Raw genomic sequence first — 16,388 nt, 5'->3', positions numbered from 1 at the left:
ACGCTATGCCAGGGGAGCCCGGGGAACAATTCGGGTTTCTTATCGTGACGACAAGTTATCTCAGCAGGTAGTCCAGCCAGATACCAAAGGTGATCACCGCGCCCACATAGTTGTTGTGCAGGAAGGCGTGGAAGCAGGCCATGCGATCGCGGCCGCGGATCAGCCACTGCTGGTAGACGAACAGCCCCGCCGCCGCCAGCACCGACAGATAGAAGGGCAGGCCCATGGCGGTCAGCTCGCCGACCAGCAGCAACAGCAGCAGGGTGGCCAGCTGCAGCAGGCCGGTGCTGAGCTTGTCGAAGCTGCCGAATAGCACCGCAGTGGAACGCACGCCGATGCGCAGATCGTCGTCCCTGTCCACCATGGCGTAGAAGGTATCGTAGGCAACCGTCCAGCAGATGTTGGCGGCAAAGAGCCACCAGATGCTCTCGTCGACACGGCCGGCCTGGGCCGCGGCCGCCATGGGGATACCCCAGCCGAAGGCCAGGCCCAGCACCAGCTGCGGCATGTGGGTGATGCGCTTCATGAAGGGATAGGCCGCCGCCAGGGCCAGGGCCACGAAGGACAGCTGTATGGCCAGGGTGTTCAGGGTCAGCACCAGGGCGAAGGACAGCAGGCACAGCACCACGAACAGCCCCAGGGCCTCGCCCGGGGTCACCCGCCCCTGGGCCAGGGGGCGCTGGGCGGTACGCTTGACGTGGCCATCGATGTTGCGGTCCGCGTAGTCGTTGATGACGCAGCCGGCGGAGCGCATCAGGAAGACCCCGGCCATGAACACGAACAGGATCCAGTTGTCGGGCCGGCCGTCGCCGGCCAGCAGCAACGACCAGAGGGTGGGCCACAGCAGCAGCAGGGTGCCGATGGGCTTGTCGACGCGCATCAGCTGGCCATAGGCCTTGAATCGTTCGGTCCAGTTCATTGGGAGTCCAAGTAAACAGGGGATTGAGGCAGGAAGACTTCCAGCACCCACAGCTGGCGCCGGCCCTGGCTGAAACGCGAGGCGCGGCCCCAGAGCGGACCACAGGCCCGGCAGCCCAGCGCCGCCGGCAGGGCCGAGGCGTCCAGCTGCAGCGGCACTATGTCGCCACGCTGCCAGTGCGGCTCGGAAAAAAGCAGCTCGCCCAGGGCGTTGTCGCCCAGGCCGGCCAGGCGCGGATCCTCGCCGCTCCAGAAGCTCAGGCCATAGACCCAGGGCCGGCCGTCGGCCTTCAGGCAGACCTGGCGCTGGTAAAACTGCTGCGGCAGGCCCAGGCACAGGCGCACGGCCGGCGCCAGCTCGCCCCGGCCCTGCTCCAGCAGGGTCAGCTCGAACTGGTCGCAACTGGCCTTGATGCGGGCCGTCAGGGAGCCCCGGTCGAGCAGCCAGTTGCCGGCGGCCTTGGGGACTTGCTCCGGCGCCAGTGCCGTGGCGGACAGGGGCCAGCAGGCCTCAATCACCCGATACGTCCTATCGTTATTCTGTTGGGGCAGATAATAACAGTTAAAAGGCCTTTGTCGTCACTGGTCCGGCGGCCCTTTTGCTGGCAGCATATAGGGGCTTTTTTCATCGAGGAGGTTTCATGGCTTTGCCGCTGAGGCTGATGCTGCTCTTTTCCCTGCTGCTGCCGATCCCGGCCCTGGCCGCGGATCCCCAGCCCCCGTCCCCCAGTACCAGCTACTTCGAGCTGGAGCCGGACATCATCACCAACTACCTGTCGTCGGCCAGGCGCATGGGTTATGTGCGGGTGACGGTGCAGCTGCGGGTCCGGGATGCCAAGGGCCTGACCCAGGTGGAGCACCATGCGCCGCTGATCCGCGACGCCATAGTCAACATCCTCGGCAGCAAGGAGGCCCAGGAGATCAAGTCCCTGACCGGCCGCGAAGAGATCCGCCTGGCCTGCCTCAGGCAGGTCAAGGATCTGATGACCGAAGAAACCGGCGAGCCCGTGGTCGAGGACGTGATCTTTACCAAGTACCTCTATTACTGAGGCTAGCGGCGCCTGCTACCCAGCGGCAGCAGGGCCAGCATCAGGCCGGCGATCAGGCCGAACAGGTGCGCCATGTTGGCGATGGGCAGGCCGATGCCGATAAAGCCCAGCACCAGCCAGGCCAGCATGAACAGCGCCACCGGCTGGGGCAGCTGTATGCCCCGCTCCGGCCGCACATGGCCGGACAGCCAGAAGAATCCCATCAGGCCGTAGACCACCCCGGACAGGCCACCGAAATTGGGTCCTGTCGCCAGGTACTGGGCCAGGTTGCCGGCAAAGCCGCTGACCAGGGTCAGCAACAGCAGCTGGCCTGTGCCCAGGCGCCGCTCCATGTCCCCGCCCAGCTGCCACCACCACAACAGGTTGAAGGCGATGTGCAGCAGCGAAAAGTGCAGCAGTATGGGGGTGAACAGCCGGTAGCTGTCGGCCAGTTCCAGGCTGTGCAAGTCCGGCGGGAACAGCAGCGCCAGGTAGAGATCCGGGATGCCCATGGCGTAGCTGAGGTAGATGAGGCCGCAGAGCGCCATCACCAGCATCGTCAACCGGCCCGAGCCCAGCCTCAGCCGGCCGCCGTTGCGATAGCGAAACCCGGGCCTGCTATCGCCCGGCGCCTGCCAGGAGGCGGCCTGGTATCTGGGGTGATCCGGCTCGGCCAGGAACTGCTGCCAGGCCTGCTCGACCCAGCCGGGAGCGCCGTCTTCTACCAGCACCTGCACCTTGTCGCCGTCCGGCACCAGCACGGCCCGGACGCCCTTGCCGGCCAGGAAATCGACGAAGCCCTGGGCCAGCCGGGCATGGGGGAAACTACCGAGGGTCTTCATCGCCGACATAGGGATAGGTCTTGCGCCAGGCTTCGAAGCCACCGTCCAGGCTGTACACTTCCTCGAAGCCCTGGTGGACCAGGTACTGGGCGGCACCCTGGCTGGAAATGCCGTGGTAGCAGCAGACGATCACCGGGGTATCGAAGTCGGCTTCGGTCATGAACTGGTGCAGGCTGCCGTTGGTCAGATGATAGGCGCCGTCGATGCGGGCACCGGCAAAACTGCCCTCGTCGCGGATGTCCACCAGCCGTGCCCGGCCCTCTTCCAGCATCTTAAATGCCGATTCGATTGAAATATGGGCAAACTGCTCCATACAATACCCCTCTTTTGCTCTGCGCCTATGTTACCCCTTATAAGTCAGTTGGGCGACAGCCCCGGCCTAACTATTCCGGGTGCTCAAAGGCGGGGCTTTTGGTTAAGCTTTAGACAGGCGAGTATACGGGAACACCATATGGCCACCATCAAAGACGTCGCGAACAAAGCCGGTGTCAGCATCTCCACCGTCTCCCACGTGTTGAACAAGACCCGCTTCGTTGCCGAGGCGACCCGGGAAAAGGTTTACGCTGCCATCAAGGAGCTCAACTATGCTCCCTCGGCCGTGGCGCGCAGTCTGAAGATCAACGCCACCAAGACCATCGGCATGCTGGTGACCACCAGCTCCAACCCCTTCTTCGCGGAAGTGGTGCGGGGGGCGGAGGAAACCTGCGCCGACAAGGGCTATACGCTGATCCTCTGCAACTCCCTCGGTGACGAACAGCGCCAGCAGGACAGCTTCCGCATGCTGGTGGAAAAGCGCGTCGACGGCATCCTGGTGATGTGTTCCGAAGACGCCAGCACCCTCTACGAGCAGCTGGCCCTGCATCCCGAACTGCCCCAGGTGGTGATGGAATGGGGCGACACCCGGGGTGACGTCTACCCCATCCAGGACAACGCCGAACAGGGCGGCTACCTGGCCGCCAGGCACCTGATCGACAAGGGCCACACCAGGCTGGGCTGCATCACAGGCCCCATGGACAAGCTGACCAGCCAGGAGCGCCTCAATGGCTTTCGCCGTGCCCTATCCGAGGCCGGCCTGGCGGAAAACCCGGACTGGATCATCGAAGGTGACTTCGAGCCCGAGGGCGGCTTCGCGGCCATGGAGCAGCTGCTCAGGCAGGGCGAACGGCCCAGCGGCCTGTTCGTATTCTCCGACCCCATGGCCCTGGGAGCCATCTGCGCCGCCAACGACGCCGGCGTGCGGGTGCCCGACGACCTGTCCATCGTTGGCTACGACGATGTGCCCATGGCCCAGTTCTTCAGCCCGCCGCTGACCACCATACACCAGCCCAAGTTCCGCCTGGGCCAGAAAGCGGCCGACATACTGCTGGCCAAGGTGGCCAAGCAGACCCCGGCCACCCAGTCGCTGGTGGTGCACCCGGAGCTTATCGAGCGCAAGTCGGTCAAGGCCCTGAAATAACAGAAAAGGCGGCCAAGCCGCCTTTTTTGTTGCCCGCGCCAGTCTCAGGCCACGCCCGGCACCGGCATCACCCTGTTGCGACCCAGTTTCTTAGCCTCGTAGAGCCTTGTCTGTCACAGCGGCCCGGCCGAGGTCAGCCTCAGGCCACCCCCGGCACCGGCATTACCCTGTTGCGGCCCAGTTTCTTGGCCTCGTAAAGCTGTTTATCGGCCTTCTCGACCAGGCTGGCGGCATTGTCGTGCTCGGCGGCCTCGGCCACCCCGAAGGAAGCTGTGATGGCATCCACGGTGCGGCCACTGCGCCTGTCGGTGACCGCCAGCCGGGTCAGCTGCTGGCGCAGGCTTTCGGCGAAACGCTGGGCCAGCTTCAGGGGCTTGGGCACCAGCAGCACGAACTCCTCGCCACCAAAGCGAAACGCCTTGATGCCGTCATAGCAGGCCTGGTTGAGCAGCTTGGCCACCGCCTTGAGCACCTGATCGCCAAGCAGGTGCCCGAAGGTGTCGTTGAGGGTCTTGAAGTGGTCCAGATCCATCAGCACCAGCGACACCGGCGGCTTGGCCGCCGCCAGCTCCATGTCGAAGGCACGCCGGTTAAGCAGGCCGGTCAGCACGTCGCGCAGGGCCTGGGCCCGGGTCTTGGACAGGGCGTCGCGCAGGGCCCCGATCTCGGATTCGGCCTTGACCAGGCGATCGTTGAGGAACCTGGTGCTGTCACCTATCTTGCGGGCATCCTGGACCAGGTTGCGCACCTCGTCCACCACCATGTCCAATGGCACGTCCCCGCTCTCGACACCCTCCAGGCGGGCGAAGCGGGCTTCCATGTTCTGCTGGTAGTTGTGGGTGTCGGTCTGGGTGTCCTTGACGGTGGTGGCCAGCTCATGGGCCATGGCGGTCATGTTCTCGCGCAGGCCCTGGGCGTCGCGCCAGACGCTGGCCGCCAGGTGCTGGTCGTAGAGCTCCTGGGCCACGGTCACCGACAGGGCGTCATTGGTGAGCAGGAAGCTGTCTATGGCCTCGTTGAGTTCGGGTTTTTCCTGGCTGGCATAGGCATACCAGAGGGCATAATTCTGGGGAGTGGGCGGCAGCTGATACTTGCCCAGCAGCTCCAGTGTCTTGCGAAAAAGCGCCTTGACCTTGTCCATGGGATCCGTCCAAGTAGTTGCAAGCCCATAGTAGCCAAAACCATACAAAGAGTCTGCCCTTTGCCGACAATTTACCCTGTGGTAACTTTGCAGGTTGCAAAAATGTGAATATCAACGCAAGGGACTGATCATGCTAAGGACACTCGCTCTCGCCTCCTCCCTGCTGCTGGGGGCACCGGCCCTGGCCGACTTCGCCCAGGGCATGGCAAGTTACCAGGACAAGGACTACCAGCAGGCCCTCCAGGAATTCCAGGCCATCGCCAGGCTGGGCCATGCCAACGCCCAGTTCAACCTGGGCGCCATGTACCATAACGGCGAGGGGGTAGAAGCCGATCAAGTCCAGGCCTACGCCTGGTTCGTGGCGGCCGCCGACAACGGCATGGAAAGCGCCAGGGGCCTGCCCGAGCGGCTGGCCAGGACCATGACCCCGGCGCAGCTTGAGCGGGCCAGGGCCGTCGCCGCCGAACGGCTCGCCAGCCATGGCAGCCAGGCCATCAAGGCGCAACTGCTGCCGGACGTGTCCATTGCCGAAGAGCCAAGCAGCCAGGCAAAGCCCATCAAGCGGATGGAGCCCAAGTACCCCAAGAAGGCGGCCAAAAAGAGTCAGTCGGGCTACGTCGACGTCAGGTTCGATATCAACGAGGCCGGCCGCCCGGAAAACATCCGCATCCTTGGCAGCATGCCCCCCAAGGTCTTCGACAAATCGGCCTTGAAGGCCGTCGCCAAATGGATCTACGAGAAACCGACCGACCGCCAGGGCAATCCCGCCCGTATCCCGGGTCAGCGCGTGAAACTGACCTACAACCTGCTGGGATACAGCGCCGACACCGCCAAGCTGGCCGAGGCCCTGGTACCCTTCAGGGAGCAGGCCGAAGCGGGCTACAGCGAAGCGCAATACGTCCTCTACAGCGCCATCAACTGGCTGAACAGCACCGATGGTTGGCGCATAGCAGAAGCTCGCCAGGGTGAAAAGTTCCTGTCTGCCCCCATCGAGCCCCAGGGTAAGCATTACTGGGTCAGACCCGAAGGCCTGAGCAAGGACAGCCATGCCAGCTGGCGATTGGCCTTTACCCTGGATGGCCATGGACAGCCCAGGAACCCCCGCTTTATCGAGGGCGAAGAAAGTCCCTACAAGGATTACCTGTTATCCCAGTTGGCCCAGACCCGCTTCAAGGTGTCTGAACAGCACGACCCGGACGTACTTTATGTGCTGCAAGCCAGTGCCTGGCGAGGCCAGGACCGATTGGCCCTGAACCTGGCCTATGCCATGGATCCCAGCGCCATCGGCGACGATAACCACTGGCTTAACGAGGCCGCCAAGGGTGGCAACCTGTTGGCCCAGTATCAGCTGGGTACCGATCTGATCTATGGCCGAGGCTGCCGCATCGACCGCCAGAAGGGCATCCTCTGGCTGACCCTGGCCGCCCAGCAGGGCGACGCCCAGGCCCAGGAAACCCTGGGCATCGAGCTTATTCGGGGTGACAGGCTCAGCCAGGACTGGGCCAAGGCCAGGCACTGGCTGGAGCTGGCCGCCAAGGCGGATCGCTGGGTGGCCAAGCGGGAGCTGGCGCGGATCCTGGCCACCGCCGATGGCGAACAGCTGCGCGATCCCGAGCGGGCGGTGACCCTGGCCCAAGAGGCCCTGGACGAAAAGGACGACCCGGCCAGCTATGCTGTGCTGGCCGAGGCCTGGGCCGCCAGGGGTGATCTCAAGAAGGCCCGCAAATACCTGGCCGAAGCCATAGACGAAGGCGAAGACCAGGGCTGGCCCGTCGGCCAGTTCCAACGCCGCCTGGCGGAGCTGGAAAGGGGAAACATCTAAGGGAAGGGCCGCCTGAGGGCGGCTTTTTCATGCCAGGTGGGAACGCCGCAGCCGTTTGGGTGAGTGCCGATGCAGCAGCGTCAGCAGGGCGGCCAAGAGCGCCATCAGGCACGTAATGCCAGGCTCGCATTCACCTGGGTGGGCCAGCATCACCAAGGCGCTGACCGACAACGGCAGCGGCAACAGCCAGCATTGGTGACGGTGCAGGCGCTCCAGGCGATAGGACAGCACGCCCAGGCCAAGGTAGAGGGAAAACAGCCACAGGCCGGCCAGGCTCACCACCCTGGCGCTGCCAAACAGCAGCGCCAGGGTTGTTGGCAGCCCCAGCGCCAGCCATAACGCGGCCCCCATCAGAAACAGCACGACCCGCATATCCTTGCCCCGGTTTGCTGACCAGCCCTGACGTTAGCAAGTTGTTAAAATCAAGGCCAGTGGATCGCTTTCAGAACACCCAGGCCAGGGCGACGCCGCCGCTGAGGCTCTGGCTGTCCTTGACCAGGGGGCTGTCCCTGAAGCTGGCATCGCCCAGTTCATGGCCGCGCACGAAGGCCCCCAACCACCAATGGCCATGGCGCAGGGTCAGGCCAGCCGCCAGCTTCCAGCCGCCGAAGCCGCTGCCGGCCTGGTAGGCGGGTCTGTCGGCCAGGGCGAACTCGGGAGCCACCCCGTAGTAATACTGGTGGTAGTCGCGGCTGGCCCAGCGCGGGCCGACCCTCAGGGTGGGCTTCAGATCCCAGCTGCCCCACTGGTAGCGCCGCTGCCAGACCAGGGCCGGCTCCACTTCGACGCCGCGGCCGTGCAGATCGCCGTCGTCCAGGGATACGGCGGCCCGCACCGGCAGCTCAAGGTAGAAGGCATTATCGCTGTGGCCGTCGCCATCCAGGTAATACTGCAGGGCCGGCCCGGCCGAGCCCAGCCAGCCCAGATCCATCATGCCGCGCCTGGCCCGGTTGTCGTCGCTGTCGGCGGGGATGCTGCCGGACAGGCTCAGCTCCAGGCGCCAGGGCCCCTTTTCGGCCAGCTCGCCGCGGATCAGGTTGCGGTCGATGCTGAGCTTGTCGGAGCGGTAGTAGATGTAGGGAAAGGGCAGCACATAGGTTTGCCCTTCCCCGGCGCCCACATAGTCCTCCAGGTAGGTGACGGTGGCACCCAGGCCCAACTCCAGGGTCGCAGCCGCCCCGACCATTAGGCTCAACATCAGGGGGCGACCTTGAAACTGACCGATTCGGCCACGGCCGGCAGGTTCTGCGCGGCATTGGCCGCATAGCGGGTGATCTTGCGGTTGCTGCTTTGCGCCGCCACTTTTTCCAAGAACTGCTTATAACGGCCATTGCCGCTGTGGCCCAGCACCTTGCACAACCAGGCCATGGCATCGGCCGTCAGCTTGTCCTTGGCGTCCAGATCCATCCAGATCCGCTGGCCGACCAGATCGAGCAGCCCTTCATCGAACAACTGCTGCCGATACATTTCCTTGGCGACATTGCGGACCTCGTCCGCGTTCCGGCCCATGAGTCGGCTGGCCATGACCTTGAGACCGTCGGAGACCGCCAGATCGACATCGACCTGGGACATCTTTTCCAGCAGTCGCCAGCGGTTGTTGTCATAGCGAAAGCGCAGGGTACCAATACCGACATAGTTGATTTGCAGCTGCTGGAAACGCTGATTGCCGATAAAAGGACGGAACTTGACCTCCATGGCATCCTGGGCCCCGTTGGGCAGTCCCAGGGTCTGCAGTACCTCCGCCAGCGACGCGTCCGACACTATGCTGTCGAAGGACGAGGACGAGGCGCGCAGCGGCGTCAGTTGTCGATTGAGACTGTCTCTACGCCCCTGGATGTCGACGGACCTGGCTTCGAAGGCCTCCTGGCTCAAGTCACCCTTCTTCAACTGGCGAATGGCACGTTTGACGTGTTTCTTGATGTTGCCGTGCTCGGTTTTTTGCAAGGCCCGAACCAGCACCGGCAGGTAACGGGGCTGGCCGGAGCGGCCCAGCGCCTTGGCCAGCCAGGCCCGGGTGTCCGAATCTTCTTCGCGGTCGTGCTCGCCAAGGCTGGCAAAGACCGCCGCGGCCAGATCCCAGGTCTGCCTCGGCTGGCCTGGCTCGTGGTTCAGGGCCTTGGCCCCCAGCTTGATGTCGTTGCGTTCCTGGCTCAGCAGGAGCAGCTCGTAGACGGTGGATTTGGGGGTGGCCGGAGCGGCAGTGACGGTAAAGGACAGCAGCAGGGCTGCCAGAAGGAAATGTTTCACGATCTCAATCCGTTAAGAACAAGTGAAGGGATTATAAACGGCTAACAAAAAGGGCTGCACCTCTTGGCAGCCCTTTTTCACCTGGGTTTGATCAATCCCAATTCAGCAGGACTTTGCCGCTCTGGCCCGAGCCCATCACCTCGAAGCCCTTCTGGAAGTCGTCGATGGGGAACTGATGGGTGATCATGGGGGTGAGATCCAGGCCGGACTGGATCAGCGAGGCCATCTTGTACCAGGTCTCGAACATTTCCCGGCCGTAGATGCCCTTGATGACCAGGCCCTTGAAGATGACCTTGGACCAGTCGATGGCCATGTCGCCGGGGGGGATGCCCAACATGGCGATGTGGCCGCCGTGGTTCATGGTTTCCAGCATCTGGTTGAAGGCCACGGGCACCCCGGACATCTCCAGACCCACGTCGAAGCCCTCGGTCATGCCCAGCTCGCTCATGACGTCTTCCAGCTTTTCCTTGGCCACGTTGACGGCGCGGGTGGCGCCCATCTTCTCGGCCAGCTCCAGGCGGTATTCGTTGACGTCGGTGATCACCACATGGCGGGCGCCCACATGCCTGGCCACGGCGGCGGCCATGATGCCGATGGGGCCGGCGCCGGTGATCAGCACGTCCTCACCGACCAGATCGAAGCTCAACGCCGTGTGTACGGCGTTGCCGAAGGGGTCGAAGATGGCGGCGATCTCGTCGGGGATGTTGTCCGGCAGCTTGAAGACGTTGTAGGCGGGGATCACCAGGTACTCGGCGAAGGCGCCCTCGCGGTCCACGCCGACGCCGGTGGTGTTGCGGCACAGGTGCACCCGGCCGGCGCGGCAGTTGCGGCAGTGGCCACAGGTGATATGGCCCTCGCCGGAGACCCGGTCGCCCACCTGGTAGCCCTTGACCTCCTGGCCGACGGCGACGATCTCGCCCACGTATTCGTGGCCGACCACCATGGGCACCGGGATGGTCTTCTGGGCCCACTGGTCCCAGTTGTAGATGTGCATGTCGGTGCCGCAGATGGCGGTCTTCTTAATCTTGATCATGACGTCGTTGTGGCCAAGCTCGGGCTTGTCCACGTCGACCATCCAGATGCCCTTCTCGGCATGCTGCTTTGCCAGTGCTTTCATGGTGAACTCCTTAGATCACGCCGAGATCTTTGCCGATACGGATGAAGGCGTCTATGGCCTTGTCCAGCTGCTCCCTGGTGTGGGCGGCGGACATCTGGGTGCGGATGCGGGCCTGGCCCTTGGGCACCACCGGGAAGCTGAAGCCCACTACATAGATGCCTTCGGCCAGCATGCGGTCGGCCATTTCCTTGGCCACCTTGGCGTCGCCCAGCATCACCGGGATGATGGCGTGGTCGGCACCAGCCAGGGTGAAGCCGGCCTCGGTCATGCGCTCGCGGAAGTAACGGCTGTTCTCTTCCAGCCTGGCGCGCAGCTCGTGGCCGTCGGCCAGCATGTCCAGCACCCGGATGGAGGCGTTGACGATGGCCGGGGCCAGGGAGTTGGAGAACAGGTAGGGACGGCTGCGGTTGCGCAGCATGTCCACCACTTCCTTGCTGGCGGCGGTGTAGCCGCCGGAGGCGCCGCCCAGGGCCTTGCCCAGGGTGCCGGTGATGATGTGCACGCGGTCCATGCAGTCGTGGAACTCGTGGACGCCGCGGCCGCCTTCGCCGACGAAGCCGACGGCGTGGGAGTCGTCCACCATCACCAGGGCGTCGTATTTCTCGGCCAGGTCACAGATGCCGGGCAGGTTGGCGATGACGCCGTCCATGGAGAAGACGCCGTCGGTGGCGATCAGCTTGAAGCGGGCGCCGGCCTCGTCGGCGGCCTGCAGCTGCTGCTCCAGCTCCGCCAGGTCGTTGTTGGCGTAACGGAAGCGCTTGGCCTTGCACAGGCGCACGCCGTCGATGATGGAGGCGTGGTTGAGGGCGTCGGAGATGATGGCGTCTTCGGGGCCCAGCAGGGTTTCGAACAGGCCGGCGTTGGCGTCGAAACAGGAGGAGTAGAGGATGGCGTCTTCCATGCCCAGGAAGTCGGCGATCTTCTTCTCCAGGGTCTTGTGGATGTCCTGGGTGCCGCAGATGAAGCGCACCGAGGCCATGCCGAAGCCGTGCTCGTCCAGGCCCTGCTTGGCGGCCTTGATCAGCTCCGGATGGTTGGCCAGGCCCAGGTAGTTGTTGGCACAGAAGTTAATCACCTCTTCGCCGCTTTGGACCTGGATGGCCGCCTGCTGGGCGCTGGTGATGATACGTTCGTCCTTGTACAGGCCCTCGGCCTTGAGGGTCTGCAGTTCCTGCTTGAGATGGTCGAAAAGCTTGGCACTCATCCGGGCCTCCGATTAAAAGGTTTGCGCGGCGCCCATTGTAGCCGAAGGCGCCGTTTTAGACAGCGGACCTCAGCGTAGCCGCGAGGCCATTTTCTTGTAGTGGTCTTCCAGGCGGGCGATGGTGTCGCGGGCCGCCTCGGTCAGGTAGGGCTTGATCAGGAAGATGACCTTCAATACCCCCTGGTAGATCACCGGCCTGGTGATCCTGGCCTCCACGGCCTGGGTGGTCTGGTAGCTGATCCAGAAGGTCACCAGGATCTTGATGGTGTGGGCCAGGTACGGCAGGGCCTCGTCGTCTATGGCGAAGATGCCCTCTTCCCGCAGCGATTTGAGGATGGCGATCACCCGCTCGGCCAGGCGCTGCTGGACCTCGTAGTATTCCTGGTGCAGTTCGGGGTTGCGGGCCAGGATGTCCGGCAACGAGGCGTAGAAGAAGCGGAACTCCCACATGGTGTAGAAGACGCCATCCAGGTAGCTCATCAGCACTTCCAGGGTGATGGGGCCCTGATCCCGGGGCGCGAAGGCCGTCTCCAGGTGCTCCACGTACTGGCCGAAGATGCTGTGGATAATGTCCTCTTTATTGCGGAAGTGGTAGTATAGATTGCCTGGACTGATGCCCAGATGGGCGGCAATGTGGTTGGTGGTGACGTTACGCTCGCCACGCTCGTTGAATAGCGCCAGACTGGCCTGCAGTATCTTGTCTCTGGTTTTCATTGGCCCAGGCTAAGTGGCTGAAAATGACCCAGAGTCTACCACAGTTGCCATGGGCGCACGGAACAAGGCATAGCTACATGATCATCGTTACCGGCGGCGCGGGTTTCATCGGCGCCAACCTGGTCAAGGCCCTCAATGACAGGGGCCTCACCGACATCGTCGTGGTCGACGACCTCACCGACGGCACCAAATTCAAGAACCTGGCCGACCTGGACATCGCCGATTACCTGGACAAGGACGATTTCATCGCCCGCATTGTCTCAGGCGAAGACTTCGGCCCGGTCCAGGCCGTCTTCCATCAGGGCGCCTGCTCCGCCACCACCGAGTGGGACGGCAAGTTCATGATGGAGAACAACTACGACTACTCCAAGGAGCTGCTGCACTGGTGCCTGGACAGGGAGATCCCCTTCCTTTATGCCTCCAGCGCCGCCGTCTACGGCGGCTCCGACAGCTTCCGTGAAGAGCGCGAATGCGAAGGGCCGCTGAACGTCTACGGCTACTCCAAGTGGCAGTTCGACCAGTACGTGCGCCGCATCCTGCCCGAGGCCGAGAGCCAGGTGGTGGGCTTCCGCTACTTCAACGTCTACGGCCCCCGCGAGCAGCACAAGGGCTCCATGGCCTCGGTGGCCTTCCACCTGCACAACCAGATCCTAGACGGCAAGAACCCCAAGCTGTTCGAAGGCAGCGACGGCTACCCGAACGGCGGCCAGGAGCGCGACTTCGTCTATGTGGGCGACGTCTGCAAGGTCAACCTCTGGTTCCTGGACCACCCCCAGTTCAGCGGCATCTTCAACCTGGGCACCGGCCGTGCCGAGCCCTTCCAGGCCGTGGCCGATGCGGTGATCGCCCACCACGGCAAGGGTGAGGTGGAGTACATCCCCTTCCCCGAGCACCTCAAGGGCCGCTACCAGAGCTTCACCCAGGCCGACATCGGCAAGCTGCGCACCGTCGGCTACAAGGAAGAGTTCAAGACGGTGGCCGAGGGCGTTTCCGACTACCTGACCTGGCTCGACCAGCAGTGAAGTACCTGATCGTCGGCCCCTCCTGGGTGGGTGACATGGTCATGGCCCAGGCCCTCTTTATGGATATCGCGCAAAGAGACCGGGAAGCGATCATAGACGTGCTGGCGCCGGGCTGGTCCCTGCCCATCATCGCCCGCATGCCCCAGGTGCGCCGCGGCATCGCCGCGCCCTGGAGCCACGGCAAGCTCAACTTCAAGGGCAACTGGCGGCTGGGCCGGGAGCTGAGCCGCGAGGGCTATCACAAGGCCATCATACTGCCGCGCTCCTTCAAATCGGCCCTGGTGCCCTTCTTCGCCCGCATCCCCGAGCGGGTGGGTTTCAGCGGCGAGGGCCGCAGCTTCCTGCTCACCGATGCCCGCAAGCGCCGTCCCACCCGGGACGGCCAGACCATCACCGACAAGACGGTGTGGCGCTACCTGGGCCTGGGCGCCGGCAAGGCCGACTACGCAAGGTACCAACTCGAGGTTCCCAGCCCGCAACTGCGCCTGGACAGGGCCAGCGGCGAAGCGGTGCTGAGCAAGCTGGGCATCGGCCTGGACAGGCCCGCCGTGGCCCTCTGCCCCGGCGCCGAATACGGCCCCTCCAAGCAGTGGCCCCTGGACAAGCACCGCGCCCTGGCCGCCCGACTGGTGGAACAGGGCTACCAGGTGTGGGTCATGGGCGGCCCCAAGGACGTGGAAGCCGGCGACGCCATCGCCGCCGACCAGGAAGGTGTCCACAACCTCTGTGGCAGGACAAGGCTGGAAGACACCGTGGATCTGTTCGCCCTCTGCCATACCGTGGTGAGCCACGACTCCGGACTGATGCACGTGGCCGCCGCCAGCGGCGCCCAGGTGGTGGCCATCTACGGCTCCACCAGCCCGGACTTCACCCCGCCGCTGACCGACAGGGCCACCATAGTGCGCCACCCCATCGAATGCAGCCCCTGCTTCGACCGCACCTGCCGCTTCGGCCACTACCACTGCCTGACCGAGATCTCGGTGGACAAGGTGCTGGAGACCATAAAGTGAAGCTGAGCGCCGTCATCATCACCAAGGACGTGGCAGAAGACTTGCCCGCCTGCCTGGACAGCATCAAGGGCTGGGTGGACGAGATAGTGGTTTTGGACTCCGGCTCCAGCGACGATACCCTGGCCATCGCCGAGGCCGCCGGCGCCAGGGTCTTCCAGAGCGCCGACTGGCCCGGCTTCGGCCCCCAGCGCCAGCGGGCCCAGGAATATGCCCAGGGCGACTGGCTGCTGTGGCTGGACGCCGACGAGGTGGTCACTCCGGAGCTGAAGGCCGGGATCCTGGCCGCCGTGGCCGACGACAGGCGCCAGACCGTGTACCGGGCCAACCGCCTCACCGACTTCTTCGGTCGCTTCATCAAGCACTCGGGCTGGTACCCGGACCGCATCGTGCGCCTGTACCGCCGCGATGAGTACCAGTACGACGACGCCCTGGTCCATGAAAAGGTCAGCTGCGGCGGTGCCCAGGTCGAGGATCTGCCCGGCCACCTGCTGCACTACACCACCGGGGATTTCACCTCCTACCTGCAGAAGTCGGTGCGCTACGCCAACGACTGGGCAGAGGGCAAGGCGAGAAGGGGCAAGCAGGCGGGTCTCACATCGGCCTGCCTGCACGGCCTGGGGGCCTTCGTTCGGAAATACCTGCTGCAAAGGGGCTTTCTGGACGGCAAACACGGCTTCCTGCTGGCCATGTTCACCGCCCACTATGCCTTCAACAAGTACGCGGCCCTGTGGATCAAAAGTCGCCGCTGAGGGTTTCCCGCAACACCCTGTAGAGTTCGGCCGAGGACTGCCTGACGTTGAAATGGCTGTCGATGCGGCCCCGGGCCGCCTGGCCCATGCGCTCGCACAGCTCCCTGTCCTGATAAAGGCGCTGGATGCCGGCGGCAATGGCCGCCGCGTCCCCCGGCTGCACCTCTATGCCGGACACGCCGTCCTCGATCAGCTCGGCACTGCCACCGGTATTGGAGACGATGGGCGCCACCCCATAGACCATGGCCTCGATGACCGTCTTGGGCAGGCCCTCCCGCTTGGTGGAGGCCAGCACCGAGACATCGCAGGCGGCGATGATGGCCGGGGCGTCCTTGCGGAATCCGGCCAGGTGAATGCGGTCCTTCATGGGGCTGGCGTCAATGAGGGCCTTCACTTCAGGAGTATCCATGCCGCCACCCACCAGCAGCAGGTGGATGTCGCTGTCTTTCGGCAGGTCGTGGGTGGCCGCCATCAGCACCGGCAGGCCCTTGCGGGGCCGGGCATTGGCCACCGAGCCCACCACGAAGGCGCCTTCGGGAATGCCGAACTGGCCAAGATCCGCTTGCTGCTCCTGATACCAGGCCAGATCGTGGCCCTTGTAGACGGCGCAGACCTTGTTGCGATTACCCCAGACATGCTGCTGCAGGTCGTCCCGGGTGGCCTTGGAGACGCAGACGATACGGTCAACCCGCGGGCTCAGGTGGGTCAGGTAGCAGCTGGGATCCCATTTGCTGATGTTGCCGGTCTGGCCCCGGTAGGTCAGCACCTTCACCGGCAGGCCCAGTGCGGCCAGGTTGACGTTGGCGATGGCCTTGTTGTTGAAGCTGTAGACGGCGTCGAAACGGCCTTCCCTGAGCACCCTGCGGATACGGCTGATGGCCTCCAGGCTGAATTTCTTGGTGGGGTGGTAGGGATGGGCTTTAACCCCGGCCTCCCGGAAGCGGCTGACATAGTCGGCATCGCCCTGGGTCATGACCTCCAGCTCGACACCATGATCGGCGAGACCAATCAACATCTCGGCCTCGGGACGAACCGAGTTCCAGGTGTCCTTGTATGAGCTGACCACCAAGACCTTCATCTGACATTCTCCGACTTCACAGGCGCCGCAACCTTACCAT

At 64.1% G+C, this 16,388-nt stretch carries 18 protein-coding genes; 6 read left to right on the top strand and 12 right to left on the bottom strand.

The features are described 5' to 3' along the window. Nucleotides 1-55: 55 nt before the first annotated feature. The gene (ubiA, locus tag WDB71_RS00505) at nt 56-919 is read right to left on the bottom strand and encodes a 4-hydroxybenzoate octaprenyltransferase (RefSeq protein WP_341502707.1); all 864 of its coding nucleotides are present in this window, start codon (nt 917-919) and stop codon (nt 56-58) included. Next, entirely contained in the window at nt 916-1,437 is a 522-nt protein-coding gene (locus tag WDB71_RS00500; protein WP_341502706.1) for a chorismate lyase, read from the bottom strand. The genes ubiA and WDB71_RS00500 overlap by 4 nt, the downstream gene beginning before the upstream one ends. Before the next feature lie 122 nt (nt 1,438-1,559). On the opposite strand from WDB71_RS00500, the gene WDB71_RS00495 reads away from it, so the two are divergent. Beyond that, nucleotides 1,560-1,967 (top strand): flagellar basal body-associated protein FliL, encoded by a 408-nt coding sequence (locus WDB71_RS00495; protein ID WP_341502705.1) that lies wholly within the window; start codon nt 1,560-1,562, stop codon nt 1,965-1,967. A 2-nt stretch (nt 1,968-1,969) separates the two neighbouring features. On the opposite strand, the gene glpG is transcribed toward WDB71_RS00495, so the two are convergent. Next, nucleotides 1,970-2,788: a rhomboid family intramembrane serine protease GlpG gene (gene glpG / locus WDB71_RS00490; RefSeq protein ID WP_341502704.1), complete on the bottom strand. Its 819-nt coding sequence runs from the start codon at nt 2,786-2,788 to the stop codon at nt 1,970-1,972. Further along, nucleotides 2,772-3,101, bottom strand: a complete 330-nt coding sequence (gene glpE / locus WDB71_RS00485; RefSeq protein ID WP_341502703.1) for a thiosulfate sulfurtransferase GlpE — start codon at nt 3,099-3,101, stop codon at nt 2,772-2,774. The genes glpG and glpE overlap by 17 nt, the downstream gene beginning before the upstream one ends. 138 nt (nt 3,102-3,239) lie before the next feature. Between glpE and WDB71_RS00480 the strand changes: the two genes are divergently transcribed. Next, complete coding sequence (locus WDB71_RS00480; protein WP_341502702.1) at nt 3,240-4,244, top strand: substrate-binding domain-containing protein; 1,005 nt, start codon at nt 3,240-3,242, stop codon at nt 4,242-4,244. Nucleotides 4,245-4,383: 139 nt separating this feature from the next. Here the strand turns inward: WDB71_RS00480 and WDB71_RS00475 are convergent, their stop codons facing one another. Further along, on the bottom strand, nt 4,384-5,385 hold the full coding sequence (locus WDB71_RS00475; protein ID WP_341502701.1) for a GGDEF domain-containing protein: 1,002 nt from the start codon (nt 5,383-5,385) through the stop codon (nt 4,384-4,386). Nucleotides 5,386-5,515: 130 nt separating this feature from the next. Here WDB71_RS00475 and WDB71_RS00470 point away from each other — a divergent pair, with 130 nt between their 5' ends. After that, nucleotides 5,516-7,207, top strand: coding sequence for a TonB family protein (locus tag WDB71_RS00470; protein WP_341502700.1), 1,692 nt, complete (start codon nt 5,516-5,518; stop codon nt 7,205-7,207). Nucleotides 7,208-7,234: 27 nt separating this feature from the next. On the opposite strand, the gene WDB71_RS00465 is transcribed toward WDB71_RS00470, so the two are convergent. The 6 genes from WDB71_RS00465 to WDB71_RS00440 form a co-directional block, all read right to left on the bottom strand. Then, nucleotides 7,235-7,579: a hypothetical protein gene (locus WDB71_RS00465; protein ID WP_341502699.1), complete on the bottom strand. Its 345-nt coding sequence runs from the start codon at nt 7,577-7,579 to the stop codon at nt 7,235-7,237. 70 nt (nt 7,580-7,649) lie between these two features. Next, nucleotides 7,650-8,405 (bottom strand): MipA/OmpV family protein, encoded by a 756-nt coding sequence (locus tag WDB71_RS00460; RefSeq protein ID WP_341502698.1) that lies wholly within the window; start codon nt 8,403-8,405, stop codon nt 7,650-7,652. Further along, a complete protein-coding gene (locus WDB71_RS00455) occupies nt 8,405-9,454 on the bottom strand; it encodes a HEAT repeat domain-containing protein (protein WP_341502697.1) in 1,050 nt (349 codons plus the stop codon). The genes WDB71_RS00460 and WDB71_RS00455 overlap by 1 nt, the downstream gene beginning before the upstream one ends. A gap of 91 nt (nt 9,455-9,545) precedes the next feature. Continuing rightward, nucleotides 9,546-10,571, bottom strand: coding sequence for an L-threonine 3-dehydrogenase (tdh, locus tag WDB71_RS00450; RefSeq protein WP_341502696.1), 1,026 nt, complete (start codon nt 10,569-10,571; stop codon nt 9,546-9,548). Between the two features lie 10 nt (nt 10,572-10,581). Beyond that, a complete protein-coding gene (locus WDB71_RS00445; protein WP_341502695.1) occupies nt 10,582-11,775 on the bottom strand; it encodes a glycine C-acetyltransferase in 1,194 nt (397 codons plus the stop codon). A gap of 69 nt (nt 11,776-11,844) precedes the next feature. Then, on the bottom strand, nt 11,845-12,489 hold the full coding sequence (locus WDB71_RS00440; protein ID WP_341502694.1) for a TetR/AcrR family transcriptional regulator: 645 nt from the start codon (nt 12,487-12,489) through the stop codon (nt 11,845-11,847). Between the two features lie 77 nt (nt 12,490-12,566). On the opposite strand from WDB71_RS00440, the gene rfaD reads away from it, so the two are divergent. Genes rfaD through WDB71_RS00425 form a run of 3 tightly spaced genes read left to right on the top strand, consistent with a single transcriptional unit; the run spans nt 12,567 to nt 15,270 of the window. Then, nucleotides 12,567-13,511 carry an ADP-glyceromanno-heptose 6-epimerase gene (gene rfaD, locus WDB71_RS00435; protein ID WP_341502693.1) on the top strand — a complete coding sequence of 315 codons (945 nt, stop codon included), beginning with the start codon at nt 12,567-12,569 and terminating at the stop codon, nt 13,509-13,511. Beyond that, nucleotides 13,508-14,521 carry a lipopolysaccharide heptosyltransferase II gene (gene waaF / locus WDB71_RS00430; RefSeq protein ID WP_341502692.1) on the top strand — a complete coding sequence of 338 codons (1,014 nt, stop codon included), beginning with the start codon at nt 13,508-13,510 and terminating at the stop codon, nt 14,519-14,521. Before rfaD ends, waaF begins: the two co-directional genes overlap by 4 nt. Next, nucleotides 14,518-15,270 (top strand): glycosyltransferase family 2 protein, encoded by a 753-nt coding sequence (locus WDB71_RS00425; protein ID WP_341502691.1) that lies wholly within the window; start codon nt 14,518-14,520, stop codon nt 15,268-15,270. Before waaF ends, WDB71_RS00425 begins: the two co-directional genes overlap by 4 nt. On the opposite strand, the gene WDB71_RS00420 is transcribed toward WDB71_RS00425, so the two are convergent. Then, nucleotides 15,254-16,348 carry a glycosyltransferase family 4 protein gene (locus WDB71_RS00420; RefSeq protein WP_341502690.1) on the bottom strand — a complete coding sequence of 365 codons (1,095 nt, stop codon included), beginning with the start codon at nt 16,346-16,348 and terminating at the stop codon, nt 15,254-15,256. The genes WDB71_RS00425 and WDB71_RS00420 overlap by 17 nt on opposite strands. Between the last annotated feature and the right edge of the window lie 40 nt (nt 16,349-16,388).

The organism is Gallaecimonas sp. GXIMD4217 (genome assembly GCF_038087665.1).
In the GTDB taxonomy this organism is placed as follows: Bacteria; Pseudomonadota; Gammaproteobacteria; order Enterobacterales; family Gallaecimonadaceae; genus Gallaecimonas.
This window is presented reverse-complemented; position numbering and strand designations above follow the sequence as displayed.

What these genes read in the sequence shown, in the direction of transcription:
- ubiA (WP_341502707.1), bottom strand. Translation starts at nt 919, where the DNA reads ATGAACTGGACCGAACGATTCAAGGCCTATGGCCAGCTGATGCGCGTC.
- WDB71_RS00495 (WP_341502705.1), top strand. Translation starts at nt 1,560, where the DNA reads ATGGCTTTGCCGCTGAGGCTGATGCTGCTCTTTTCCCTGCTGCTGCCG.
- glpG (WP_341502704.1), bottom strand. Translation starts at nt 2,788, where the DNA reads ATGAAGACCCTCGGTAGTTTCCCCCATGCCCGGCTGGCCCAGGGCTTC.
- glpE (WP_341502703.1), bottom strand. Translation starts at nt 3,101, where the DNA reads ATGGAGCAGTTTGCCCATATTTCAATCGAATCGGCATTTAAGATGCTG.
- WDB71_RS00480 (WP_341502702.1), top strand. Translation starts at nt 3,240, where the DNA reads ATGGCCACCATCAAAGACGTCGCGAACAAAGCCGGTGTCAGCATCTCC.
- WDB71_RS00475 (WP_341502701.1), bottom strand. Translation starts at nt 5,385, where the DNA reads ATGGACAAGGTCAAGGCGCTTTTTCGCAAGACACTGGAGCTGCTGGGC.
- WDB71_RS00470 (WP_341502700.1), top strand. Translation starts at nt 5,516, where the DNA reads ATGCTAAGGACACTCGCTCTCGCCTCCTCCCTGCTGCTGGGGGCACCG.
- WDB71_RS00465 (WP_341502699.1), bottom strand. Translation starts at nt 7,579, where the DNA reads ATGCGGGTCGTGCTGTTTCTGATGGGGGCCGCGTTATGGCTGGCGCTG.
- WDB71_RS00460 (WP_341502698.1), bottom strand. Translation starts at nt 8,405, where the DNA reads ATGTTGAGCCTAATGGTCGGGGCGGCTGCGACCCTGGAGTTGGGCCTG.
- tdh (WP_341502696.1), bottom strand. Translation starts at nt 10,571, where the DNA reads ATGAAAGCACTGGCAAAGCAGCATGCCGAGAAGGGCATCTGGATGGTC.
- WDB71_RS00445 (WP_341502695.1), bottom strand. Translation starts at nt 11,775, where the DNA reads ATGAGTGCCAAGCTTTTCGACCATCTCAAGCAGGAACTGCAGACCCTC.
- WDB71_RS00440 (WP_341502694.1), bottom strand. Translation starts at nt 12,489, where the DNA reads ATGAAAACCAGAGACAAGATACTGCAGGCCAGTCTGGCGCTATTCAAC.
- rfaD (WP_341502693.1), top strand. Translation starts at nt 12,567, where the DNA reads ATGATCATCGTTACCGGCGGCGCGGGTTTCATCGGCGCCAACCTGGTC.
- WDB71_RS00420 (WP_341502690.1), bottom strand. Translation starts at nt 16,348, where the DNA reads ATGAAGGTCTTGGTGGTCAGCTCATACAAGGACACCTGGAACTCGGTT.